19 protein-coding genes are annotated in these 19,581 nt (G+C 54.6%); 3 read left to right on the forward strand and 16 right to left on the reverse strand.

Translation table 11 applies throughout. The annotated features are described in order from the left end of the window. The 3 genes from E0E20_RS06525 to E0E20_RS06535 form a co-directional block, all read right to left on the reverse strand. Positions 1-1,422: an MBOAT family O-acyltransferase gene (locus E0E20_RS06525; protein WP_130837398.1), complete on the reverse strand. Its 1,422-nt coding sequence runs from the start codon at positions 1,420-1,422 to the stop codon at positions 1-3. A 79-nt stretch (positions 1,423-1,501) separates the two neighbouring features. Next, positions 1,502-3,340, reverse strand: a complete 1,839-nt coding sequence (locus E0E20_RS06530; protein WP_130837399.1) for an HAD-IIIC family phosphatase — start codon at positions 3,338-3,340, stop codon at positions 1,502-1,504. A gap of 75 nt (positions 3,341-3,415) precedes the next feature. After that, on the reverse strand, positions 3,416-3,688 hold the full coding sequence (locus tag E0E20_RS06535) for a hypothetical protein (RefSeq protein ID WP_130837400.1): 273 nt from the start codon (positions 3,686-3,688) through the stop codon (positions 3,416-3,418). A gap of 68 nt (positions 3,689-3,756) precedes the next feature. On the opposite strand from E0E20_RS06535, the gene trxA reads away from it, so the two are divergent. Continuing rightward, entirely contained in the window at positions 3,757-4,074 is a 318-nt protein-coding gene (gene trxA / locus E0E20_RS06540) for a thioredoxin (protein WP_130837401.1), read from the forward strand. Positions 4,075-4,450: 376 nt separating this feature from the next. Here trxA and E0E20_RS06550 read toward each other — a convergent pair whose 3' ends face one another. Next, entirely contained in the window at positions 4,451-4,867 is a 417-nt protein-coding gene (locus E0E20_RS06550) for a hypothetical protein (protein ID WP_207302834.1), read from the reverse strand. A 5-nt stretch (positions 4,868-4,872) separates the two neighbouring features. Continuing rightward, a complete protein-coding gene (locus E0E20_RS06555; RefSeq protein WP_278045059.1) occupies positions 4,873-5,334 on the reverse strand; it encodes a DUF3990 domain-containing protein in 462 nt (153 codons plus the stop codon). 411 nt (positions 5,335-5,745) lie between these two features. Here E0E20_RS06555 and trpB point away from each other — a divergent pair, with 411 nt between their 5' ends. Then, positions 5,746-6,936, forward strand: a complete 1,191-nt coding sequence (gene trpB / locus E0E20_RS06560; RefSeq protein ID WP_130837403.1) for a tryptophan synthase subunit beta — start codon at positions 5,746-5,748, stop codon at positions 6,934-6,936. Then, entirely contained in the window at positions 6,929-7,699 is a 771-nt protein-coding gene (gene trpA, locus E0E20_RS06565; RefSeq protein ID WP_130837404.1) for a tryptophan synthase subunit alpha, read from the forward strand. Before trpB ends, trpA begins: the two co-directional genes overlap by 8 nt. 213 nt (positions 7,700-7,912) lie before the next feature. Here trpA and E0E20_RS06570 read toward each other — a convergent pair whose 3' ends face one another. The 11 genes from E0E20_RS06570 to E0E20_RS06615 all read right to left on the reverse strand — a co-directional run bounded on the left by E0E20_RS06570 (position 7,913) and on the right by E0E20_RS06615 (position 19,437). Continuing rightward, positions 7,913-9,898, reverse strand: coding sequence for a right-handed parallel beta-helix repeat-containing protein (locus E0E20_RS06570; protein ID WP_130837405.1), 1,986 nt, complete (start codon positions 9,896-9,898; stop codon positions 7,913-7,915). A gap of 402 nt (positions 9,899-10,300) precedes the next feature. Further along, positions 10,301-10,453: a hypothetical protein gene (locus E0E20_RS13905; protein ID WP_165444012.1), complete on the reverse strand. Its 153-nt coding sequence runs from the start codon at positions 10,451-10,453 to the stop codon at positions 10,301-10,303. A gap of 225 nt (positions 10,454-10,678) precedes the next feature. Then, positions 10,679-11,845, reverse strand: coding sequence for an N-acetylglucosamine-6-phosphate deacetylase (nagA, locus tag E0E20_RS06575; RefSeq protein WP_130837406.1), 1,167 nt, complete (start codon positions 11,843-11,845; stop codon positions 10,679-10,681). Beyond that, positions 11,842-12,726, reverse strand: a complete 885-nt coding sequence (locus E0E20_RS06580; protein ID WP_130837407.1) for an ROK family protein — start codon at positions 12,724-12,726, stop codon at positions 11,842-11,844. The genes nagA and E0E20_RS06580 overlap by 4 nt, the downstream gene beginning before the upstream one ends. Beyond that, a complete protein-coding gene (locus E0E20_RS06585; protein ID WP_130837408.1) occupies positions 12,704-13,636 on the reverse strand; it encodes a dihydrodipicolinate synthase family protein in 933 nt (310 codons plus the stop codon). The genes E0E20_RS06580 and E0E20_RS06585 overlap by 23 nt, the downstream gene beginning before the upstream one ends. 50 nt (positions 13,637-13,686) lie before the next feature. Further along, the gene (locus tag E0E20_RS06590) at positions 13,687-14,310 is read right to left on the reverse strand and encodes an NAD(P)-dependent oxidoreductase (protein ID WP_242622688.1); all 624 of its coding nucleotides are present in this window, start codon (positions 14,308-14,310) and stop codon (positions 13,687-13,689) included. Continuing rightward, positions 14,307-15,665, reverse strand: coding sequence for an ABC transporter substrate-binding protein (locus E0E20_RS06595; RefSeq protein ID WP_130837409.1), 1,359 nt, complete (start codon positions 15,663-15,665; stop codon positions 14,307-14,309). Before E0E20_RS06595 ends, E0E20_RS06590 begins: the two co-directional genes overlap by 4 nt. Before the next feature lie 47 nt (positions 15,666-15,712). Continuing rightward, a complete protein-coding gene (locus E0E20_RS06600) occupies positions 15,713-16,543 on the reverse strand; it encodes a carbohydrate ABC transporter permease (RefSeq protein WP_130837410.1) in 831 nt (276 codons plus the stop codon). An 11-nt stretch (positions 16,544-16,554) separates the two neighbouring features. Beyond that, entirely contained in the window at positions 16,555-17,436 is an 882-nt protein-coding gene (locus E0E20_RS06605; protein ID WP_130837411.1) for a carbohydrate ABC transporter permease, read from the reverse strand. A gap of 72 nt (positions 17,437-17,508) precedes the next feature. After that, a complete protein-coding gene (locus E0E20_RS06610) occupies positions 17,509-18,225 on the reverse strand; it encodes an N-acetylmannosamine-6-phosphate 2-epimerase (protein WP_130837412.1) in 717 nt (238 codons plus the stop codon). Between the two features lie 330 nt (positions 18,226-18,555). Further along, positions 18,556-19,437: a MurR/RpiR family transcriptional regulator gene (locus tag E0E20_RS06615; RefSeq protein WP_242622689.1), complete on the reverse strand. Its 882-nt coding sequence runs from the start codon at positions 19,435-19,437 to the stop codon at positions 18,556-18,558. Between the last annotated feature and the right edge of the window lie 144 nt (positions 19,438-19,581).

The raw sequence follows: 19,581 nt of genomic DNA on the forward strand, positions 1-19,581 counted from the left end.
TCAGAACCGTGTATAAATGAACGCATTATAGCTGCTCCCCGCCGTCAGGACAAAGGAGAGAAACAGCACGCAGGCAAGGAACACCGCTTCCGGAAGACTGTTCTTCCACCGCGCGGCGAGCGCCGCCCCGCGCCCCCGCTCCGAGAGCCTGTGAAGAACGCCGGCCCCGAGCACGGCGAGGACGCAGGCAAAAACCGCCTGCGCCGGAACGAGCGCCGCGAGCTGCGGGTCGGCCTCCGTATAGAGCCACGGCAGGAACATGCGCTTCACCATCTGCAGCCCCTGTCCCAGACTGTCCACGCGGAAAAACACCCAGCCCACGACAAACGTCAGTATTCCGTAGATATGGCCGATCAAGGCAAAGCGGTCGAGCACCCTTTTGCGCAGCCCCATGCGCTCGATAATGACAAAGAACGCATTGTAGAATCCCCAGCCGACGAAGCTCCAGCTTGCCCCGTGCCAGAGTCCGGTCGCCGCAAACACCAGAAAGAGATTAACATAGGTGCGCAGCGTGCCTTTCCGGTTGCCGCCGAGCGGGATATAGAGATACTCGCGGAACCACGTTCCCAGCGTCATATGCCACCTGCGCCAGAACTCCGTCACCGAACGGGACAGATAGGGATAGTTAAAATTCTCCGGAAAGCGGAAGCCGAACATCTGCGCGATGCCGATCGCGGAATCGGAATACCCCGAAAAATCATAATAAAGCTGCAGCGTATAGAAAATCGCGCCGGTCCATGCCGCCGCGCCGTTCATCGCCGCCATATCCATGCCGAAGATCCGGTCCGCCGCAATGCCCAGCGTATCCGCGAGGATGACCTTTTTTCCAATACCGTAGAGGAAGCGCCGCAGCCCCGCCGCGAACATACCGGCCGACGGTGCGGGGCGGTGATCCAGCTGATCCCCGAACTCCGCGTAGCGGATGATGGGGCCGGACATGATGCGGGGGAAGAACGCCATGTAAAGGGCAAAATCCGGCAGGCTGCGTCTTGCAGGGAAACGTCCCCGATACAGATCGATCAGATAGGTCAGGGCCTGAAAGACAAAAAAGGATATCCCGATCGGAAGCGCCACCCCCAGACGGGGAAGCTCCCCCGGGAGGATATGATCGAGCGTATTCAGAAAGAAATCGGCATATTTGTAATAGCCGAGCGCCCCCAGGTTCAGCAGCACCCCGAGCGAGAGCAACGCCTTTGCCGCAGCCGTTCCGGGCGCGGCGCGTCCCAGAAGAATTCCCGTTCCCCAGTTCGCGAGAATCAGCAGCAGAAGCAGAGGAAAATAGCGGACATCGCCCCACGCGTAAAACACGAGGCTCGCCAACAGAAGAAACAGATTTTGCAGACGGGTTCTGCGGATAAGCATTCCCGGGATCAGCACCAGCGGGAAAAACACCCACAGAAACAGCATGGAGGAAAAGGCCATGTGCATTCTCCAATCAATTTGCCGCCGGACAGCTCATCCGGCACGGTGCCGCCGGACAGCGGACTCTCCCGCAGACCGGTCATTCCGGCAACACTCTGATGTGACGGTTCTTATTCGTATATACCGGCGGAATGCGGAACTTCCATGTCGTGCTGCCCCTGTCATCCTCACCGGCCTTTTCAAAGCCGAGCTCCCGGTAAAAATCCTTCACCATTCCGTTTTTCGCCGTCGGATAGTAGTAGCCAAAGATCGAATCCACGCGAAGACGCCGGCACGCGGCGACCAGCGCATCCATCATAGCGTATTCCATGTCCCGTTTCAACACGCGGCAGCTCATGAGCCAGAGATCGACGAGCAGCGCTTTCTGCCCGGTAATAACCGGTCTGCCGCCGTTTTTCGCCAGATCTGCCGGTTCATCGGACACGGTCATGGCAAGGCTCCCGATAATCAGAGAAACGATGCCGTTGTCCCCGAATTTATCCTCAAGACGCCCGCAGAGCGTGAGGGTGTCCGGATCCTCGGCCGCCGCCCGGATCTCTTCCTCATTGTAGCGCTTCGTCGTGAGATTGAATTGATTGCTTTTATTCGTAAGCTGCGTGATCCGGGGATAATACAGACTCTCAAAGGGCCTGATGTTCGCCGTCATCTCGAGAGAGTCCAGATACTCGCCGTAGTCGGCAAAGCCCGTCGCCGCCGCCTTTCTCTGCGCATTGGCGAGGTACATCTGACTGCGCCGCGCATCGTCCCCGGAAAAATCCGTGACCTCAAAGAAGCCGGAGCGGTCGAGAATGCGGATGTACTCCTCGGGGCGCGTGAGCTCCGGAACCGCGACGCCCGGAAGCTGCTGCCGGACGAGCTCCCGCTCCGCCGGATTATCGTCCACAAAGACGAACGCCTCGGGCAGAATATTCAGCTCCCCTGCCATGCTGAGGAGATTTTCGCTCTTCGACTCCCAGTTGGCCCGGAGCGCGACAAAATCCTCCGGCCGAAGCACTCCCGAGGGATGCCGGAGACCCGCGAGCGCGTTCTCCTCCTCGTTCTTGGAATCCACCGTGAGGAGAACGCCGATATCTTTCTGCTCCTTGAGATACTGCTGAAATTCCCGGTAGGTCTCGCCGACCGGCGTCTCCTCGCCGATCTCAAGCCCGTCCACACCGTCGTCGCCGACAACGCCGGCCCAGAGCGTATTGTCGAGATCGAGCGCAAGCGCTTTCCGGTTGCGCCCGTAGAGCGATTTGATGATGTTGGAAACGCTCCACGCCAGCACCGGAATCGCCCGCAGGGAGAGCGCGTATTTGTACATATTCCAGAACGCGTCGTCGAGCCATTCGTCCAGCCCGTACGCGGCGGACAGATAGCAGAGATCGTGGATATAGAAGCTGTCGTGCTCCTCAGCATACTGCGCGAAGCGCTCATTCAGACGGTTCACGAAGCGGACCCGCCCGCCCGCATCCCACGCCTCCCGGTTTCCCATGACGCGGTACATGGGGTACTCGAAGTTGTTCTGGATCACCGGGCAGCGGAATTTTGCCGCCGCACTCTCCCAGAGCGAAACGAAACGCGCAAAGCTTTCCTCCAGCAGCTCGTCCGCCTGCTCCCGGGACATTCCGGCCCGCGGCAGCTCCCTGAGATTCCGGCAGCTCGTATGAATATAGATCACGTCCGGATGAAACACAGCCAGCGCCTCGCTCCCGAACACCGCATCCTCGTAATACCGGCCGTATTCCGACTCATAGAACTCCGGTTCAATCCCGCTGCGAAGCAGAAAAATCTCCAGCATGCGGATGATGTCATGGGTGGTCGAGCCGCCCAGAATCGCAATTTTCTTATGGATCCGCTCCGTGCCGTCCGCAAGGAGCTCCCGCCGGAGCCTTTTGGATTTTTTCAGTAATTCGTCGCTGTCAAAGGGATAAAACATGCGCCGCCTCTCCGTTCTTTCATCGTCCGGCCGCCTGCTCTCCGGACAGAGGCGCGCAGCCGTGCTTTCAGATCATTATAGCATTTCTGCCGCCGGTTCGGGACAGAGAGCTCCGTTTTCCTCCGCCTCTCCCTCTTCCATGATCCGGTACAGCTCCTGAAAACGCTCGGGGATGACGCCGATATGTTCCCCCATCTCAAAAATACGGGCGGCATCTGTGCTCGACTCCCACCGGGGAAGCCCCTCTCCGTTCAGATTTCCGTACTTTGCAAAATTCGCCCAATAGCCGGTCAGTTTTTTATGATCAGATAAATATATTCTGCGTACTTGATAAGTTTTGCGTACCATCTATAATAAAGTCATACAGAACAGATCAATCATCGCTGTTGCTTAACATAATAACGGAGGACGGAAAAATGGAATATCATTTTAATGAAGAAAATTTCAACAACGAAGTAATAAAGAGCGACAAGCCCGTCATGATCGACTTCTACGCCGACTGGTGCGGGCCCTGCCGGATGATGGGGCCGGTGGTCGCACAGCTTGCGGACGAATACGACGGCAAAGTCAAGATCGGCAAAGTGAACACCGACGAGCATCCGCAGCTGGCGTCCTCGTTCCGGGTCGAGACCATCCCGTTCATCGCTTTCCTGAAAGACGGCAAGCTGGTCGACAGCTCCATCGGCGTCGTTCCGAAGTCGGTGCTGGAGGACAAGCTGAACAAGCTCCTCTGATTCTGACCGCTCCCCCGCACAGCTCCCGGACTCACACAGCTCCCGGAGTGCGGATCCCCCACCGGCTCTGTCATTGCAGTATGAGCGTCACGATCACCCTGCCACATTGAAAATCGAGACTCCCGCATAGAGGAGCCTCGATTTTCAGCGTGGCGGACATCGTGGGCAGAAATCACCGGCACAGCTTGTTTCGCACCATCATCAATATCAAGTATTTCTGATGCTGTTTTCTCATCATGGAAGCAGGAGGCTTTCTGGTACATCATATACTGCTCCATCGAAGAAAATTCTTTATCTGCATAGACAAAGCCCGAGAGATATCAGTTGCTTAAGAATCCGTTCTCTTCGTCCGGATTATGGAAACAAATGACGTTCATCATACCTCACCAACTTTTTTCACCGCCAACTCAAGATCCAGATCATGAAGGCCTCGATAGGCTTTTATAAGAAAATCCACCGGTATCTTTCTGATGATCTCAGCGCTCGGCATGTTGTAGTACCACTGATAATAGGCATAGAACTCGCCCATCCAATCAGGCGCAAAACCCTCAATGGCCTTTCCGGTCTTGAGAGCATAGTTCTCAGTTCTTGCAAAATACCGCCAAAGCTCTCCGGCATCCATCGTATTCGTATACGCTTTTGCCTCATCAATGCTCTTTCTCGTTTTACTGAGCATGTAGGCATTGATGAAGTCGCTGGTGTCTTTATCCGGATAGTTCTGCGCGATCATATCAAACAGTTTTCCCTGATTCTCCACCACATCATTCAAATAAGCTCTCGCATAGGCCTGCATAATCATCATCTCCCGAACAACGTGCTGAATACTTTCATAACCTTATTCGCATCGGAATCCACAAGCTTCCTCATATTCTGTCCGGCCATGGAATCACGTTCATTATATTTCATGTTAAATTCTTCATACTCGACCGAAACAAGGTCTTTGGTAACTTCTTTCAGCTGAGAATATGCCTTTTCCGACCTGATGCAATATTGAATCCCAAGATCGCCGAGAGAAAGCAGTTCCTCCAAAATATCAATATCAACGTTATCCCTGACAAATTCTCTTGCGATATAAAAATAGGATGCATCGGCGCGCCATCCTCTAATTACATCGTATCCGGCTGTATCAATACCATACTTTTCAATGAACTGCCCGGCCAGCATATGATATCTTCTGGAATCTGCCGCATCTCTATGCTTCATAAGTTCCGCCAGCCAGCACAATACATTTATTCTCTGAAAATCAAGGGCGCTGCACAAAGAGCCAAAAATGTATTGACTTTCCGGAGAATGCTGTGCTATAAATCATGTTAATTTCATATTCTCCAAACCGTTGACGCGGAGATAACGGCAATGATGCCTTTACAGAGAGCCTGTGTTGCTGAGAGACAGGCAGGAAACAAGTTGTCAAATGGACCGCTGAGGGCGCAGTCAACAGAGAAGCGCTGCTTCTCCCAGTATTCTGCGACGTTGCAGGCAGACGTCATTTGCCGGGGATATATCGGTATCCTGCTGAGCGCACGGGGCGACCCGTGAATCAAGGTGGCACCACGGATAGTGTCGTACTTTCAGATAAGTACCTTATTCGTCCTTGACAGATTAATATGATCTGTCAGGGACGTTTTTTATTCCCGCGGCATTCGCTGCAGACGCCAGAAAGGAAAACCAAACATGACAAATCCAAACGGACGCTTCGGCATTCACGGCGGTCAGTACATTCCCGAAACGCTGATGAACGCAGTCATTGAACTGGAAGAAGCCTATAATCATTATAAAAACAATCCCGAATTCATCCGGGAGCTTTCCGCGCTGCTCCATGAATATGCAGGAAGACCCTCCAGACTGTATTTCGCCGAGAAGATGACGCAGGATTTAGGAGGCGCAAAGATCTACCTGAAGCGTGAGGACCTGAACCACACCGGCGCTCACAAGATCAACAATGTTCTCGGGCAGGCGCTTCTCGCAAAGAGAATGGGAAAAACCCGATTGATCGCCGAGACAGGAGCCGGGCAGCACGGCGTTGCGACGGCGACCGCCGCCGCTCTGATGGGAATGGAATGCGTGGTCTTTATGGGCGAGGAGGACACCATTCGGCAGGCTCTTAATGTGTACCGCATGCGCCTGCTGGGGGCTAAGGTAATCCCCGTAAAGACAGGTACGGCGACGCTCAAGGACGCCGTATCGGAGGCCATGCGTGAATGGACCTCCCGCATCAGCGATACTCACTACTGCCTCGGCTCCGTGATGGGACCTCATCCGTTTCCCACCATTGTCCGTGATTTTCAGGCGGTCATTTCCATGGAGATGAAAGCGCAGATCCTCGAGAAAGAAGGTCGGCTGCCGGACGCGGTGCTTGCCTGTGTGGGCGGCGGCTCCAACGCCATCGGAAGCTTTTATCATTTCATAGAAGATAAAAGCGTTCGCCTGATCGGCTGCGAAGCGGCGGGCAGAGGCGTTGATACCTTTGAGACGGCCGCCACCGTGAACACCGGCAGAGTAGGAATCTTTCACGGAATGAAGTCATATTTCTGTCAGGATGAATACGGTCAGATTGCTCCCGTCTATTCGATCTCCGCAGGGCTTGACTATCCCGGAGTCGGTCCCGAGCATGCTTACCTGCATGACATCGGCAGAGCGGAATATGTGCCCGTCACCGATGAGGAAGCCGTAGAGGCCTTTGAATATCTGGCAAAAACCGAGGGCATTATCCCTGCCATCGAATCGGCTCACGCCGTCGCTCACGCGATGAAGATCGCGCCGGCAATGAACAGGGACAAAATCATCGTGATCACCGTCTCCGGCAGAGGCGACAAGGACTGCGCCGCCATCGCCCGATACAGAGGGGAGGATATACATGAGTAATATCCGGAAAGCATTTGAAAACGGGAAAGCGTTCATCGCTTTTATTCCCTGCGGCGACCCTGAGCTGGACACCACCGCTGCCGCTGTCCGCGCCGCCGCGGCGAACGGCGCAGACCTCATCGAGCTTGGCATCCCGTTCTCCGATCCCACCGCCGAGGGGCCCGTCATGCAGGGGGCGAGCTTTCGTGCGCTGCGCGGCGGTATCACCACGGATAAAATCTTCGCCTTTGTCAAAGAGCTTCGCCGGGATGTGACGATTCCGATGGTCTTTATGACTTATTCCAATGTTGTATTTTCTTACAGCGCAGACCGCTTCTTTTCTGCCTGCAGGGATCTCGGAGCGGACGGGGTCATCCTGCCTGACCTGCCCTTTGAGGAGAAAGAGGAATTTTTGCCGTTTTGCCATAAATACGGCATTGAATTAGTGTCTCTGATCGCGCCTGCCCCCGAGAGCCGTATTGCTGCGATCGCAAAAGAAGCGGAGGGGTTCTTATATATCGTCTCCGGCCCCGGCGCGGCGGGTGCGAAAAATGAAATAAAGACAGACCTTGCTTCCATTGTCAGCGTGATCAGAAAAAACACCGATGTGCCCTGTGCTGTCGGGTTCGGCATTTCCACGCCTGAGCAGGCAAAGGAGATGGCGGACATTGCCGACGGCATCATTGCCAATTCGGCCATCGCCAAACTTCTTGAAACCTGCGGAGCAGATGCTCCCGGCCACATAGGGAGGTATGTGAAATCCATGAAAGCTGCCATGCAATAGGGTATGATCGGAAGTCTTGCCGTGGTGTGCCGCTTCAACCGATTTTCCTTTTCCACCACCCCGTATAAAACGAAAAAGAAAACTCCCCTCCCGCCGGACAGGTCACAGCCTGCCGGCGGGAGGGGCTCTTTATTTACTCCATATGATATTTACCTACTCCGCACGTCGTCTGCCCACAATGTCAGCTTCCGTACTGCACCCCCGCCATTCGCCTCAGCAGAGGCTCTTCGCCGCGGCCTCCGCCGTGGCAAACGGTCCGGGCAGAACATCCACGCCGCGGTGTGCGCCGAAATAGTCCGCGTCAAAGATGATCGGCGTGCCGTCCGGATTTTCAAATGCCTGATCCGGCTCGAAAACCCTGCCGAGACTCTCCGTATTCACCATCCCGCAGCGGAAGCCTTTGATCACCTCATATACATTCGTGTCCAGCGTAAGGGCGCCGTCCCGTTCCACCAGCTCCACACGGATCGGCGTCTCCTGATCCACAAAGCCGTTCTTCTCCTTGTCCCATGCCTGCGCTCCCGCAAGATAGCAGTTCCCCTCCGACCAGACGGGAAGTTTTCCGAAATGCGCCTCCTCGAGCTTACGCATATTCGGAATCTCCTCCTCCGGATCAAAACGGAGCTTCCATTCCTCTGCCGTCGGATACTCGTTCCAGACGTGCGTGCCGACCTCACGATTCTCACTCTCTTTCCTGTCTTCGCTGTCGCTGCGGATCACAAACGGCTCCGACGGCCACTTCTGCACAAAGATGTTATTGCAGAAGCGGTCGTCGCCGTGCAGAATCGTCATGAAGCCCATGACCTCTGTGCGATGCGGCATGTGATAAGGCGTATACCGCCAGCCCGTCCCCGCGCCTACGCTGGTAAAGGAGCCGCAGAGCAGATTGTGCACCATGGCCACCCCCTGTGTCGCCACGCGCAGCGAAACATCCGAAAGCAGGATATTGTTGTCGATCAGCGTGGGTCCATGGCTCACCTCCACAAAAATATCCTGACACATCATGCCGCCCTCAAGCTGCTTCGCATAGGGCGGGCGCTGGTTGTCGTGCAGGAGATTCTGTGTGATCCGCGTTCCCTGCGCCTCCCAGTCGCACCAGATACCCATTGTGCTGTGATGGATATGATTGCGCCGCATTGTCACATCGATGGCCGCGTGCAGCTTGATGCCGGATATCTCCGCGCCGCCCAGCTCCATCATGTTGTTGATGTGATGGATATGGTTGTCCTCGATGGTGCTGAACACCGCACCCATACGGCCGATGATGCCGCCCTGCTCGCAGTGATGAATGTTGTTGCGGCGGATGATGTGGCTGCCCACATTCTCCTTGAGCCAGCCGTGGTACTGCCCGCGGCAGACCGCATCGCGCTCCATCTGCGTGGGGCTCTTCACATGGTGACGGGTGAAGAAATGATCATTCGCCGGATCATAATACTTGCCCAGGGAAATACCGGCGCACTTGCTGCCCCAGATCTCGCAGTCCTCGATGATCCATCCTTTTGACCAGTGCGGCCCAATCATGCCGTCCTGATACGCCGCCGGAGGCGCCCATGTCGTCGCCGCCTTGTTGATATTGAAGCCGCTGACCGTGATGTACCCGATGCCGTTTTCCTGTGGCAGGAAGCATTCCCGGCGAGCCGTGATTTCGACTTTTTCCGCCGTCGGATCCGCCCCCTGGAAATTAGCGTAAATCACGGTTGCATCGCCATCCTGCTCAGTGCACCATTTGCGCCGCGACGCCTCCGGATCCCATGCGCAGGGATAGACCTCCCCCCCAAGGCACTCCTCGACGGTCGAGACCTCATAGAGCGCCTCGTCGTTCATCCACACGCAGCCGGTGTGCTTGTCCCGCTTCGCAAAATACCAGTCACCGAACACATAGGTCGTGTACGGATTATATGTCCCGAACACGCTGTTCGGAATTCTTGTCCTCCATACATTCCCCTCATAAGGCGTCCAGTTCGTCACCGGCTCCGCTCCGGTGATCTCCGCACCGAGCGGCTCGGTGCTGCGGTAGCAGATCCTTGCTTCCTCGGTTCCCGCATGTACCGGCGCGACATTCTCGCGGTATGTGCCGGGCGCAACCAGAACCTCATCTCCCGGCATGGCGATCCGGGCCGCCTCGCTGATGCGGCGGAACGGTCTTTTCTCTGTGCCGTCTCCGTCAAATGCCGCGTTTCCATTTACATAAATCGTCATCTTCATCACCATGCCGAAGCACTTTGTGTAAGGCGCGCGCCGCAAAATCCGCAGAAGCGGTTCTGCGGCTGCGATCATAGGCGATTTGGGCTTCGGCACAAACCGCCGCGTAAAAATATCACATCAGCGTGATTTTTTACACGAATCACCTCATGTACAGATATCGTTCTCCCGGCGCGAGCATATGGTATCTCCGATCCTATGTTTCGAGAATATATAATCTGCAAAATGCGCCGGATTCTCGCCGTTGCCCGTCATCGTGTCAAAATGATGCCGCCCAGCGCACAGGGATCCAGATGATCCTTATGATCGTGCGTGCAGAGCAGATAGTCGAAGAGATCCCCAACATCCTCCGGAGCAAAGGGCTGCAGCAGCTTCCGTCACAACCGTACCGCTCATAATTCAGAAAATACGTGTCACTTCATCCCGCGGCTTCCGCGGTCTCGCCGGAGTATCCTGCGCGCGTTTCCCGACCGCAATGACCGATACGATCTCTTCCTCATCCGCATAGCTCCGAATACTTTTCCGTCTCTCGATCAGCTCTCTGAACTCCATTAAAATATTCTCCTTTCCCTGCCCTCATCCCCCACGGATGCGGAAAACATACGGCAGTATTTTGTCCGCCTTAATCGTCGCGCAATTCACCTGCCCTGTCAATCGGTGAGTCTATGTATTTATTGCTTTCTTTCTCCGCAGTTTTCCCGCCGCTTCACACAAAAAACCGCCCGGGGCACCGCAAAATGCGAATGTCTCCGGACGGCAGTCCTCTTTCCTTTCGTCTTATGCAATTACGCGTCCGTCCTTGACGACCCTGCGGACTGCGAGGCTCTCATCCCTTGAGAGCAGCACGACGTTTCCTTTCTTCCCCGCCTCGATGGAGCCGTAGCGGTCCTCCACACGGATCGCCCGCGCCGGATTGATCGTCGCGCAGGCCACGGCCGTCTCCAGCGGAATTTCCATCGTCTGTACCGTATTGCGCAGGCAGTCCATCAGATTCGACACGGAACCGGCGATGTTTCCGCCCTCTTTCAGGGTGCAGAGCTTCCCCTCTTTCCGGACGATCTGCCCTCCGAGAATATATTCCCCGTCCGGCATCCCGGCGCAGCGGAGACTGTCGCTGATGAGAACCATGCGCTCCGCGCCGTTCATGCGGAACGCCGCGCGCACGGCGGCGGGATGGATGTGAACGCCGTCGCAGATGATTTCCGCATACACATGGCGCGCATCGGACACCGCGCCGATCATCCCCGGCTCCCGGTGCGAGAGCCCCCGCATCGCATTATACAGATGCACCGCGTGGCCCGCGCCCGCCCGGAACGCCCGCATCGCCGTGGCATAGTCGGCGTTGGTGTGGGCGAGCGATACGATCACCTTGTCCTTTACCGCCCGGATGTATTCCTCAAAATCCGGATTTTCCTCCGGCGCGAGGCCGATGATCTTCAGAAGTCCCTCCGATGCCTCGATAAACTGATCCACCACGGCCGGATCGCAGGGAATGATATAGCTCTCATTCTGCGCTCCTTTTTTCACATGGCTGATGAAAGGGCCCTCCATGTTAAAGCCCACGAGATCGGCGCCGCCGGTCTGCGTCCTCGCAAACTCCGCGCCGGTACGAAGCACCGCCGCGAGCTCGTCCGTCGCCAGCGTGAGCGTCGCCGGGCAGACCGCCGTCACCCCCTGCCGCGCCTCGTAGTCCGCAATGCTCTGGTACGCCTCCCGCGTGCCGTCGCAGACATCCATGCCCAGCGCTCCGTGAAAGTGAAGATCCAAAAGTCCCGGGATCACATAGCATTCCGAGGCGTCGATAACCTCCTCCGCCGCGTCCTGTCCGCCTCCGGGCACGGCCTTTCTGTCCGCCTCCTCCGCAAAAACACCGTCCCGGATCACCACGTCGCGCTCCGCAAACCGCTGATCCGCGCCGAATACCATTCCTCCCGTAATTCTCATTCCGTCCGCCTCCCGATAAAGTGATAGTATGCTCCCAGCATTCCCGCGCTGTTCCCGTTCTCCGCCATGCGCAGCGCCGTATGCTCCGCCATCGACGGAATCAGCGCGTCGTCAAGACTCCGGCGCAGTTTCGGATACAGCATCTCTTTCTGCGCCATAATACCGCCGCCGAGCACGACCACCTCCGGATTGAGGACATAGCAGGTATTCGCAATCCCCTCCCCCAGAATGCGGCACATCTCGTCGATGGCCCCGATGCAGATTCTGTCCCCGCACTTCGCCTCTTCAAAAACGCGCCTCCCGTCCCAGTTCTCCGCCGCTTCTCCCCGGCGTTCCGCCACCCGCTTTGCCAGAACGCTCGCCGCTCCGAGCTCCTCAAAGCTGCTGCCCTCCATGTGCATATAGCCGACCTCGCAGGCGCCCCCCGTAAAGCCGCGCCAGACCTTTCCGCCCAGAATCGCACAGCCTCCGATTCCCGTTCCGACGGTGAGACACAGCAGACTGGATGCGCCCCGCCCGGCCCCCGCATAATATTCCGCCAGACCCGCGCAGTTCACATCGTTCTCAATTTCACAGGGAATGCCGAAGCGCTCCTCGACCGGACGGCGGAACTCCACACCGCTGTATTCCGGAATCGTCGGCCCGGCATCGCCGATGTTTCCGTTTTCCACATCCACAATCCCGGCGGAGGATATTGCAACGCCGCGGATCGTTTCGTCTTTCATGGAAGCGATGAGCTCCAGCACCTTTTTCTGAATGGCAGCGCCGCCCCTCTCGCTCTCCGTCGGCGTCTCATGACGCGCAAGAATGCGGCCGTCCTCACCGAGGATCCCGTATTTGATCGCCGTTCCGCCAATGTCAATCGCTATATACCGTCCCATGCTTCTCCCGGGCCGCGCAGATCATGGCCGCCGCCTCCTCGCAGACCGCCCTGTCCTCTTCTGCAAGAGGCGCGAGCGGAAGACGGACTCCTCCCAGATCAAGCGCCTCATTGATCCGCAGAATCTCCTTGATGACCGCGTACATGTTGCCGTGTGCGGAGCACATCTTATAAATCACCTCGTTCGCCGCGTACTGAAGCTCGCGCGCCTCCGCGAGCTTCCCCCCGGCAAGCAGCCCGTCCATTCGCAGGAAAAGCTCCGGCATCACACCGTAGGTTCCGCCGATGCCGCCCTCCGCGCCGATAATCCGCCCGGAAATGAACTGCTCGTCCGGTCCGTTGAAGATAATGTATTCTTCGCCCGCCTGCTGCCGGAACATCTGGATGTCCTGCACCGGCATCGAGGAATTCTTGACGCCGATCACGCGGGGATTTTCCCGCATTTTCGCAAACAGCGGCGCCGTCAGGGCCACGCCGGCGAGCTGCGGAATGTTGTAGATCACAAAATCCGTATCGGGCGCCGCGCTGCTGATGTCGTTCCAGTACTGCGCCATCGCGTGCTCCGGAAGATGAAAATAGATCGGAGGAATGGCCGCGACCGCATCGACGCCGCAGGCCTCGGCATGCGCGGCAAGCTCCATGGAGTCCCTCGTGTTGTTGCAGGCCACATGGCAGATCACCGTGAGCTTTCCCCTTGCGACCGCCATCACATTTTCGAGAATGCGCTTTCTCTCCTCCACACTGAGATAGATACACTCGCCGGAGGAGCCGTTTACATAAATACCTTTCACCTTTTTATCAATGAAATACTGCGTGAGCTTTTGAACCGCCTCCGGACTGACATTGCCCCCGCTGTCGTAGCAGGCGTAAAACGCCGGAAGAATTCCCTTGTATTTATCAAGATTTCTCATGAAGCCCTGACCTCTTTTATCCGTAATACAAATGCTGAAAGATAAAACTTTCAAAACGCCCTCAGAAAATTTTTATTACAGACATTCTCAGGCATTTTCCCGTTTGCATACTGCTCAATATTGTCTGCCATGATTTTCTGTGAACGAAGACCGCTCTCCCGTGACTCGGCTCCCATGTGGGATGAAATAAATACGTTGTCCATCTTCATGAGCTCATTATCGCTCTCCGGCGGTTCTTTTGTAAGAACATCCAGTCCGGCTCCGGCAATTTTCCCGCTCTTCAGCGCCGTGATCAGATCCTCTTCCCTGAGCACATCCCCCCGGCAGGTATTGATCAGATACGCCCCGTCTTTCATCAGGGAAAACAATCTGTTATCAATCGATCCCTTTGTCTCCGGCGTACTGGGAATATGCAGGCTCACAATGTCGCTCCGGCGATTCTGAATCAAACGCACTTTCCCGTCTACGGCAGACAGCTTTTCTTCATCCCAGCGCTCCATGGAGGCAATGATGACATCCGCCTGCTCTGCCTTTTCCAAAACCGCGGCTGCGTCTGTGACATCCGCCGGTTCGGGATGAAATTCATAGCCCGACTGATGAAATCTCTCATATAAATACGTAGTATCTACTTTCGCCGGGTCTATGTTCATCCATATCCTGACACTCCTATTCACTGCGGCTCCTCTCCCTTTACCTGATCCTGAAAATCCTCCATGTCACGGATCATAGACTGAATTCCCTCATCCAAGGAAGTCGTTTCTGTCGCCACCTGATTATAGAGTTTGCCCACCGGGAAAGTGAAATAATGCTTCGCCGCCGTCGCTCTGCCTTCGATCGTCCCGACAGGATAGCCGTAATAGCCCGTCGCACTTTCTGCATATTTCAGAGCCTGCGCATTAACCGGGTTCTCGGTCCATGTCGGATTTTCTTTTTCATCCTGAAATACCGGAGCATAGATCGGCGCAATACTGTCCAGATATTCATCGTACCATTCTTTCTCAACCAGATATCGGATGATATCCGAAGCAAGCGCTGTATCCTTACAGGTATTCATTATACTGAAGCCGACTGGGAAAGCCATATAGACCTGATTGACCTCACCGGCCGGAGGAGCCAGAACCTCGGTATTCTCCAGCAGCTCCTTGTATTGTTCATCGCCTCTCATCGCATTATACAGGGTCGGAGCATTAAATACGATCCCGGTGCGGCCCGCAAGATAGGAGCCGTTATTGCCTCCGGCATCCCATGTCGTTGCATCGGCCGGAATAACTCCCGCGCGGTAAAGCTCCGCATAGTGATTCACGCACGCTTTCAGAACGTCATTGTTCGCGGTAATATTCCCGTCCTTGTCAAAGAGATATCCGCCCATATTCCAGCAATATTGGCGAAGCGTATTTTCGTCATCGTCGTCGTTGGCACCGCATCCCATTCCCAGACCGTAGAAATCATGATCCGGGTCGCTTATTTTTTCGGCGGCTGCAAATACTTCTTCCCACGTCTCGGGCATTTCCGTAATCCCTGCCTCCGCAAGCTTATCCTTTCTGACGAACATTAAGCAGGAAGAATTATCAAACGGCACATAATAATGAACGTCTCCGATTTTTGTCCCGGCGAGACTGGCCTCAAGAAACGGCCTTTCCTTATGGATCTCTTCCACCACCTCCGAGACATCCATACAGGGGATATTCGGATAATAGTTCAGAACCTTTGTCGTACTGGAAGAAATGATATCCGGCACTCCCTGCTTGGCTTCAATCGCCGCATTCAGCTTGGTCATGAAGTCCGTGGCCCCGATCTGCTCGACATGAACCGCTACGCCCTTTTCCTCTCCATACTGTTTCAGTCTCGCCTCCATTTGCATATTGGCATCTTCACTGAAAATTTTCTCAATCCAAACGGTAATCTCTTTGCCCTCAGAGCCCGTCTCTGCTGTCTGCGCATCCGCGGAAGAAGTGCCTGCTCCGCCGCACCCGATCAGCGAAAAAATCATCACCATTACCACCATAAACGCAGCGAATCTCTTTTTCATTGCATCCTCCTCACCTGTTCAGACAAACTTCACGCAGTTAAAACACCTTATCCCTTTACGCCCCCTGCCGTTCTCCCTCCTGTCAGAACTCCGGACGCCAGTATATAAATGAGAATCACCGGTATTCCGGCCAGCACGGCCGCCGCCATAAGCTGATTCCACGGCGGCATGTCCCCGAAAATCAAACCAGAAATAACAATAGGAAACGTCTGCACCTCTTTCGACGTCAGATTTACCAGCGCATAAAGATATTCTCCCCAGCACATGGCAAAGGTAAAAATCGTCGTTGAAACAATTCCCGGTAAAGCTAAAGGAAAAACAATTCTGTACATCGTCTGCAGTTTTGTACATCCATCCACCTCCGCCGCCTCCTCCATCTCCGCCGGCACAGACGCAATATGCGGAATCAGAATCCATGCAATATACGGAAGTGTAAACGTCGGATAAATCACCGCCAATCCCCATATCGTATTGGTGAGATGCAGCTTTGACACAAACAGGTACAAAGGAATGTAAAGAACCGATGTCGGCAGCAAATACATGAACAGAATCGTCTTCGAGAAAATTTTTCTTCCCCTGAACTTCAATCTCGCCAGCGTATACGCCGCAGGATACGCAATCAAAATAGAAAAGATCGATACCATGCCCGCTATAACCACACTGTTCTTCATACTGTTTACAAAATTCGTTTCCCGAATCAGATACGCATATGCTTCCAGCGAGAACCGGTGAGGATATAAGGTCGGCGTTTTGCTGTAAATCTCATAATCCGTCTTAAAAGACGTATTCATCATCCAGTAAATCGGAAATAACGCCGTAACAAGACAGATTACGATGAAAAATCTTTCCAGAATTTTACTCATGGTCTTCTTTTTCATCCGTCTCCTCCTCACTCATTTTCATCGGGCAGCATTCGTCCGGTAAGAACTCTTATCAGAAGCATCAACACCGGCATGGCAAGAATGGATACGGCAATTCCACGCCCGAGCATCATGGATTTCATCGCGGTTTTATAGCTGTAAACATTCATGACCTCCGTAGAACCGTTCGGTCCGCCTCCCGTAAGAAGCCAGACCGTTTCAAACTCATTGATGGTCCAGATTGTGCTCATCAGCGCAGACAGAATCGCGACGTCCCTGACCTCCGGAAACGTAATATGCCAAAACCTTTGAAATATCCCCGCTCCGTCAATTTCCGCCGCCTCATAATAATCAGGAGGTATCGTCTGCATCTTTGCCAGAATGGAAATTCCAAAGAAAGGAGTCCCCCTCCAGACATTGGCCACAACAATACAGAACATCGCCAGCCCTGCAGAGCCAAACCACACCAGATCCCGGCTGATGAGCCCTGCCGACTTCAAGAGGTGATTGGCAATTCCCCCGGACGCGTTAAATATCCATCGCCAGTTGTAAACCACTACAATGTTCGGCAATGTCCACGGAATCATCAGAAGAGCCCTGCAAAGGTTTCTCCCCCTGAAATTCTGATTCAGCGCAAGCGCCATCAGCATGCCAAAAATCATCTTGAAGAAAATGGACAACGCCGTAAATTCGATGGTATTAAAAATGGATCTCCTGTATTCCGGATCCCCGATCAGACGGATATAATTTGTAATACCGATAAATTTTGCCGTTCCTCCGACCGTCTTGTTCGTAAAGCTGATGCAAAATCCCCAGATCATCGGAAAAACCAGAACACAAGCCAGATAAAGAATGAGCGGAAGATTCACCGCATATGCAAATCGTAGATTTTTCTTTTCTCTGCCTCTCATGACCGATCGTCCGCTCCTCGTACTGTCTGTTCTCTTTTTACGAAAACTGTCTGTTCTCTTTTTATGAAAATTTCAATTCATCGGTTCCGCCTCACGCAGCGCATCCGTGAACCGCTTCGTGATCAGCTGAGGTCTTGTAATCGCAGAGCCCACAACCGTCGCATAAACGCCGAGCTGCGTGACCCGCACCAGCTTCTCCGGCGTGTCGATGTTGCCCTCCGCGATCACACGCCGCTTCACGCCGGCAAGGATGCGGCGGAGAATCTCAAAATCGTTCTCCTCGATCCGGCTGCCGCAGCTCTCCTCGGTGTAGCCCACCATCGTTGTTCCGATAAAATCAAAGCCCAGCGCATCTGCACGCAGCGCCTCCTCCACGGTGGAGCAGTCCGCCATATAAAGCTGATCCGGATATTTTGCCCTGACCTCCCGGAAGAAAACCTCCAGCGTCACGCCTCCCGGCCGCAGCCGGTTCGTGGCATCCATGGCAATGATCTCGGGCCTCACCTCCATGAGCTCGTCGATCTCTTTCATCGTCGGCGTAATATAGACGGCGCTCCCCGCGTAGTCCCGCTTCACAATGCCGATCACCGGAAGCTCGACCTCTTTCTGAATCTCTGCGATATCCTCTTTCGTATTGGCGCGTATCCCTCTTGCTCCGCTCTGGAATGCCGCTCTCGCGAAGCGTCCCATAATAAATGATGAGTGCATCGGCTCATCCGGAAGAGCCTGACAGGAAACGATCAGCTCTCCTCTCAGCGCCTCTATCTTTTCTTTTGTTATGCTGTCCATTCTTTTTCTGTCCCCTCGCAGAGTCAGTGATTTTTTCTGACAGATGCAGTGTAGTATTTTCGATAATATTTTTCTATTGTGATTATATGATGAAAATTATTTTCTATTTTGTGCATATTGACAGCCCACATAGGTGACCACCCTTTTTGTCCCATATCACACCTTACAAATCCCAGACCATCTCAAGTAAAATCTCAGACAAAAATAAGAACCACGCAGACAGAGCCGATTTTACATTGCTTCTGCCTGCGCGGCCCGTATGTCCGGCGCCCGGCCTGCTTGGCGCTGCGCCGCCCGATTCCGGCATACCGCCGCATCGGTATTAAGGTATCAGTGGTCCTCGAACTTATCCAGTGTTGCCTCCGCCGTCCTCTTGTTATTGCACCGGGACGCCTCCAGATTTTCACGATAATAGCACTGGAACAGCACCTCTATGATATGGAGCTGGCTCATCTTCGCCCCCATCGAGCCGCCTTCCAGAGGCCCCTCCTTGGAACCGCAGATAATGACGGCATCGGCGCATTTTGTGAGCCTCGACCGGGGGAATCTGGTGATGACCGCAATCTTTGCTCCCTGCTGCCGCGCGATCTCAGCGACGCGGATATTGTCCGTGGTCGCCCCGCTGTATGAAATGAATACCAGCATATCCTCCTGCGTCACCATGGACGCCGCCATCGCCTGCATATGCGTATCCTTGATGTACTCGACCTTGGGCGTAATATGGAGAAATCTGCCCTGCGCCTCCTCAGCCGTGACCATCGAATTTCCGACGCCGACAAAGATGATCTTCCGCGCCTCGCTCATCATGCGCACGGTCTTCTCCACGACCTCCGCGTCAAGAAGCGCGTCAGTCTCCCGGATCGCCGCCATGTGGTTTTCCAGAATTTCCTCAAAGAGGTTCTCTCCCTTTTTCTTCGGAGAAGCGGCACGGTTCTTTTCCGCGGCCTCCTCCTGCGAATTGACGCTGATGGAAAGACGCATCTTGAATTCCTGATAGCCCTTGACCTTGATCGCGCGGCAGAAACGGTGCACGCTGGCCTCCGCGACCCCGCAGGCATCGGCAAGCTCTGTGATCGACATGAACGGCACCTCCTGCGCATTGCCGATCACGTAATCCGCTATTTTTTTCTCCGTTCTCGTAAACTGGTTGTAGCTCAGCTGTATCGCCACCAATAAATTGCTGACCTCCATCACGCCTCCCCGCAGAAGCATTCCGCGTCTCTGTTTTCTATTAGGTTAAATTTCATTCTGGAACGTGTCAATCTATTAATGAAAATCAACTTCTCTTTCCAGCCGCAATAGACAGCTTCTGCCGACAAAAATGCCCCCTGAGGAGCACTGCTCCCCAAGAGGGCC

Source organism: Lachnoclostridium sp. Marseille-P6806, from assembly GCF_900625025.1.
GTDB lineage: Bacteria > Bacillota > Clostridia > Lachnospirales > Lachnospiraceae > CAG-791.

Excerpts from the sequence above, each read along its gene's own strand:
- E0E20_RS06525 (WP_130837398.1), bottom strand. The coding sequence starts at position 1,422 with ATGGCCTTTTCCTCCATGCTGTTTCTGTGGGTGTTTTTCCCGCTGGTG.
- E0E20_RS06530 (WP_130837399.1), bottom strand. The coding sequence starts at position 3,340 with ATGTTTTATCCCTTTGACAGCGACGAATTACTGAAAAAATCCAAAAGG.
- E0E20_RS06535 (WP_130837400.1), bottom strand. The coding sequence starts at position 3,688 with ATGGTACGCAAAACTTATCAAGTACGCAGAATATATTTATCTGATCAT.
- trxA (WP_130837401.1), top strand. The coding sequence starts at position 3,757 with ATGGAATATCATTTTAATGAAGAAAATTTCAACAACGAAGTAATAAAG.
- E0E20_RS06550 (WP_207302834.1), bottom strand. The coding sequence starts at position 4,867 with ATGCAGGCCTATGCGAGAGCTTATTTGAATGATGTGGTGGAGAATCAG.
- trpB (WP_130837403.1), top strand. The coding sequence starts at position 5,746 with ATGACAAATCCAAACGGACGCTTCGGCATTCACGGCGGTCAGTACATT.
- trpA (WP_130837404.1), top strand. The coding sequence starts at position 6,929 with ATGAGTAATATCCGGAAAGCATTTGAAAACGGGAAAGCGTTCATCGCT.
- E0E20_RS06570 (WP_130837405.1), bottom strand. The coding sequence starts at position 9,898 with ATGACGATTTATGTAAATGGAAACGCGGCATTTGACGGAGACGGCACA.
- E0E20_RS13905 (WP_165444012.1), bottom strand. The coding sequence starts at position 10,453 with ATGGAGTTCAGAGAGCTGATCGAGAGACGGAAAAGTATTCGGAGCTAT.
- nagA (WP_130837406.1), bottom strand. The coding sequence starts at position 11,845 with ATGAGAATTACGGGAGGAATGGTATTCGGCGCGGATCAGCGGTTTGCG.
- E0E20_RS06580 (WP_130837407.1), bottom strand. The coding sequence starts at position 12,726 with ATGGGACGGTATATAGCGATTGACATTGGCGGAACGGCGATCAAATAC.
- E0E20_RS06585 (WP_130837408.1), bottom strand. The coding sequence starts at position 13,636 with ATGAGAAATCTTGATAAATACAAGGGAATTCTTCCGGCGTTTTACGCC.
- E0E20_RS06595 (WP_130837409.1), bottom strand. The coding sequence starts at position 15,665 with ATGAAAAAGAGATTCGCTGCGTTTATGGTGGTAATGGTGATGATTTTT.
- E0E20_RS06600 (WP_130837410.1), bottom strand. The coding sequence starts at position 16,543 with ATGAAAAAGAAGACCATGAGTAAAATTCTGGAAAGATTTTTCATCGTA.
- E0E20_RS06605 (WP_130837411.1), bottom strand. The coding sequence starts at position 17,436 with ATGAGAGGCAGAGAAAAGAAAAATCTACGATTTGCATATGCGGTGAAT.
- E0E20_RS06610 (WP_130837412.1), bottom strand. The coding sequence starts at position 18,225 with ATGGACAGCATAACAAAAGAAAAGATAGAGGCGCTGAGAGGAGAGCTG.
- E0E20_RS06615 (WP_242622689.1), bottom strand. The coding sequence starts at position 19,437 with ATGCTTCTGCGGGGAGGCGTGATGGAGGTCAGCAATTTATTGGTGGCG.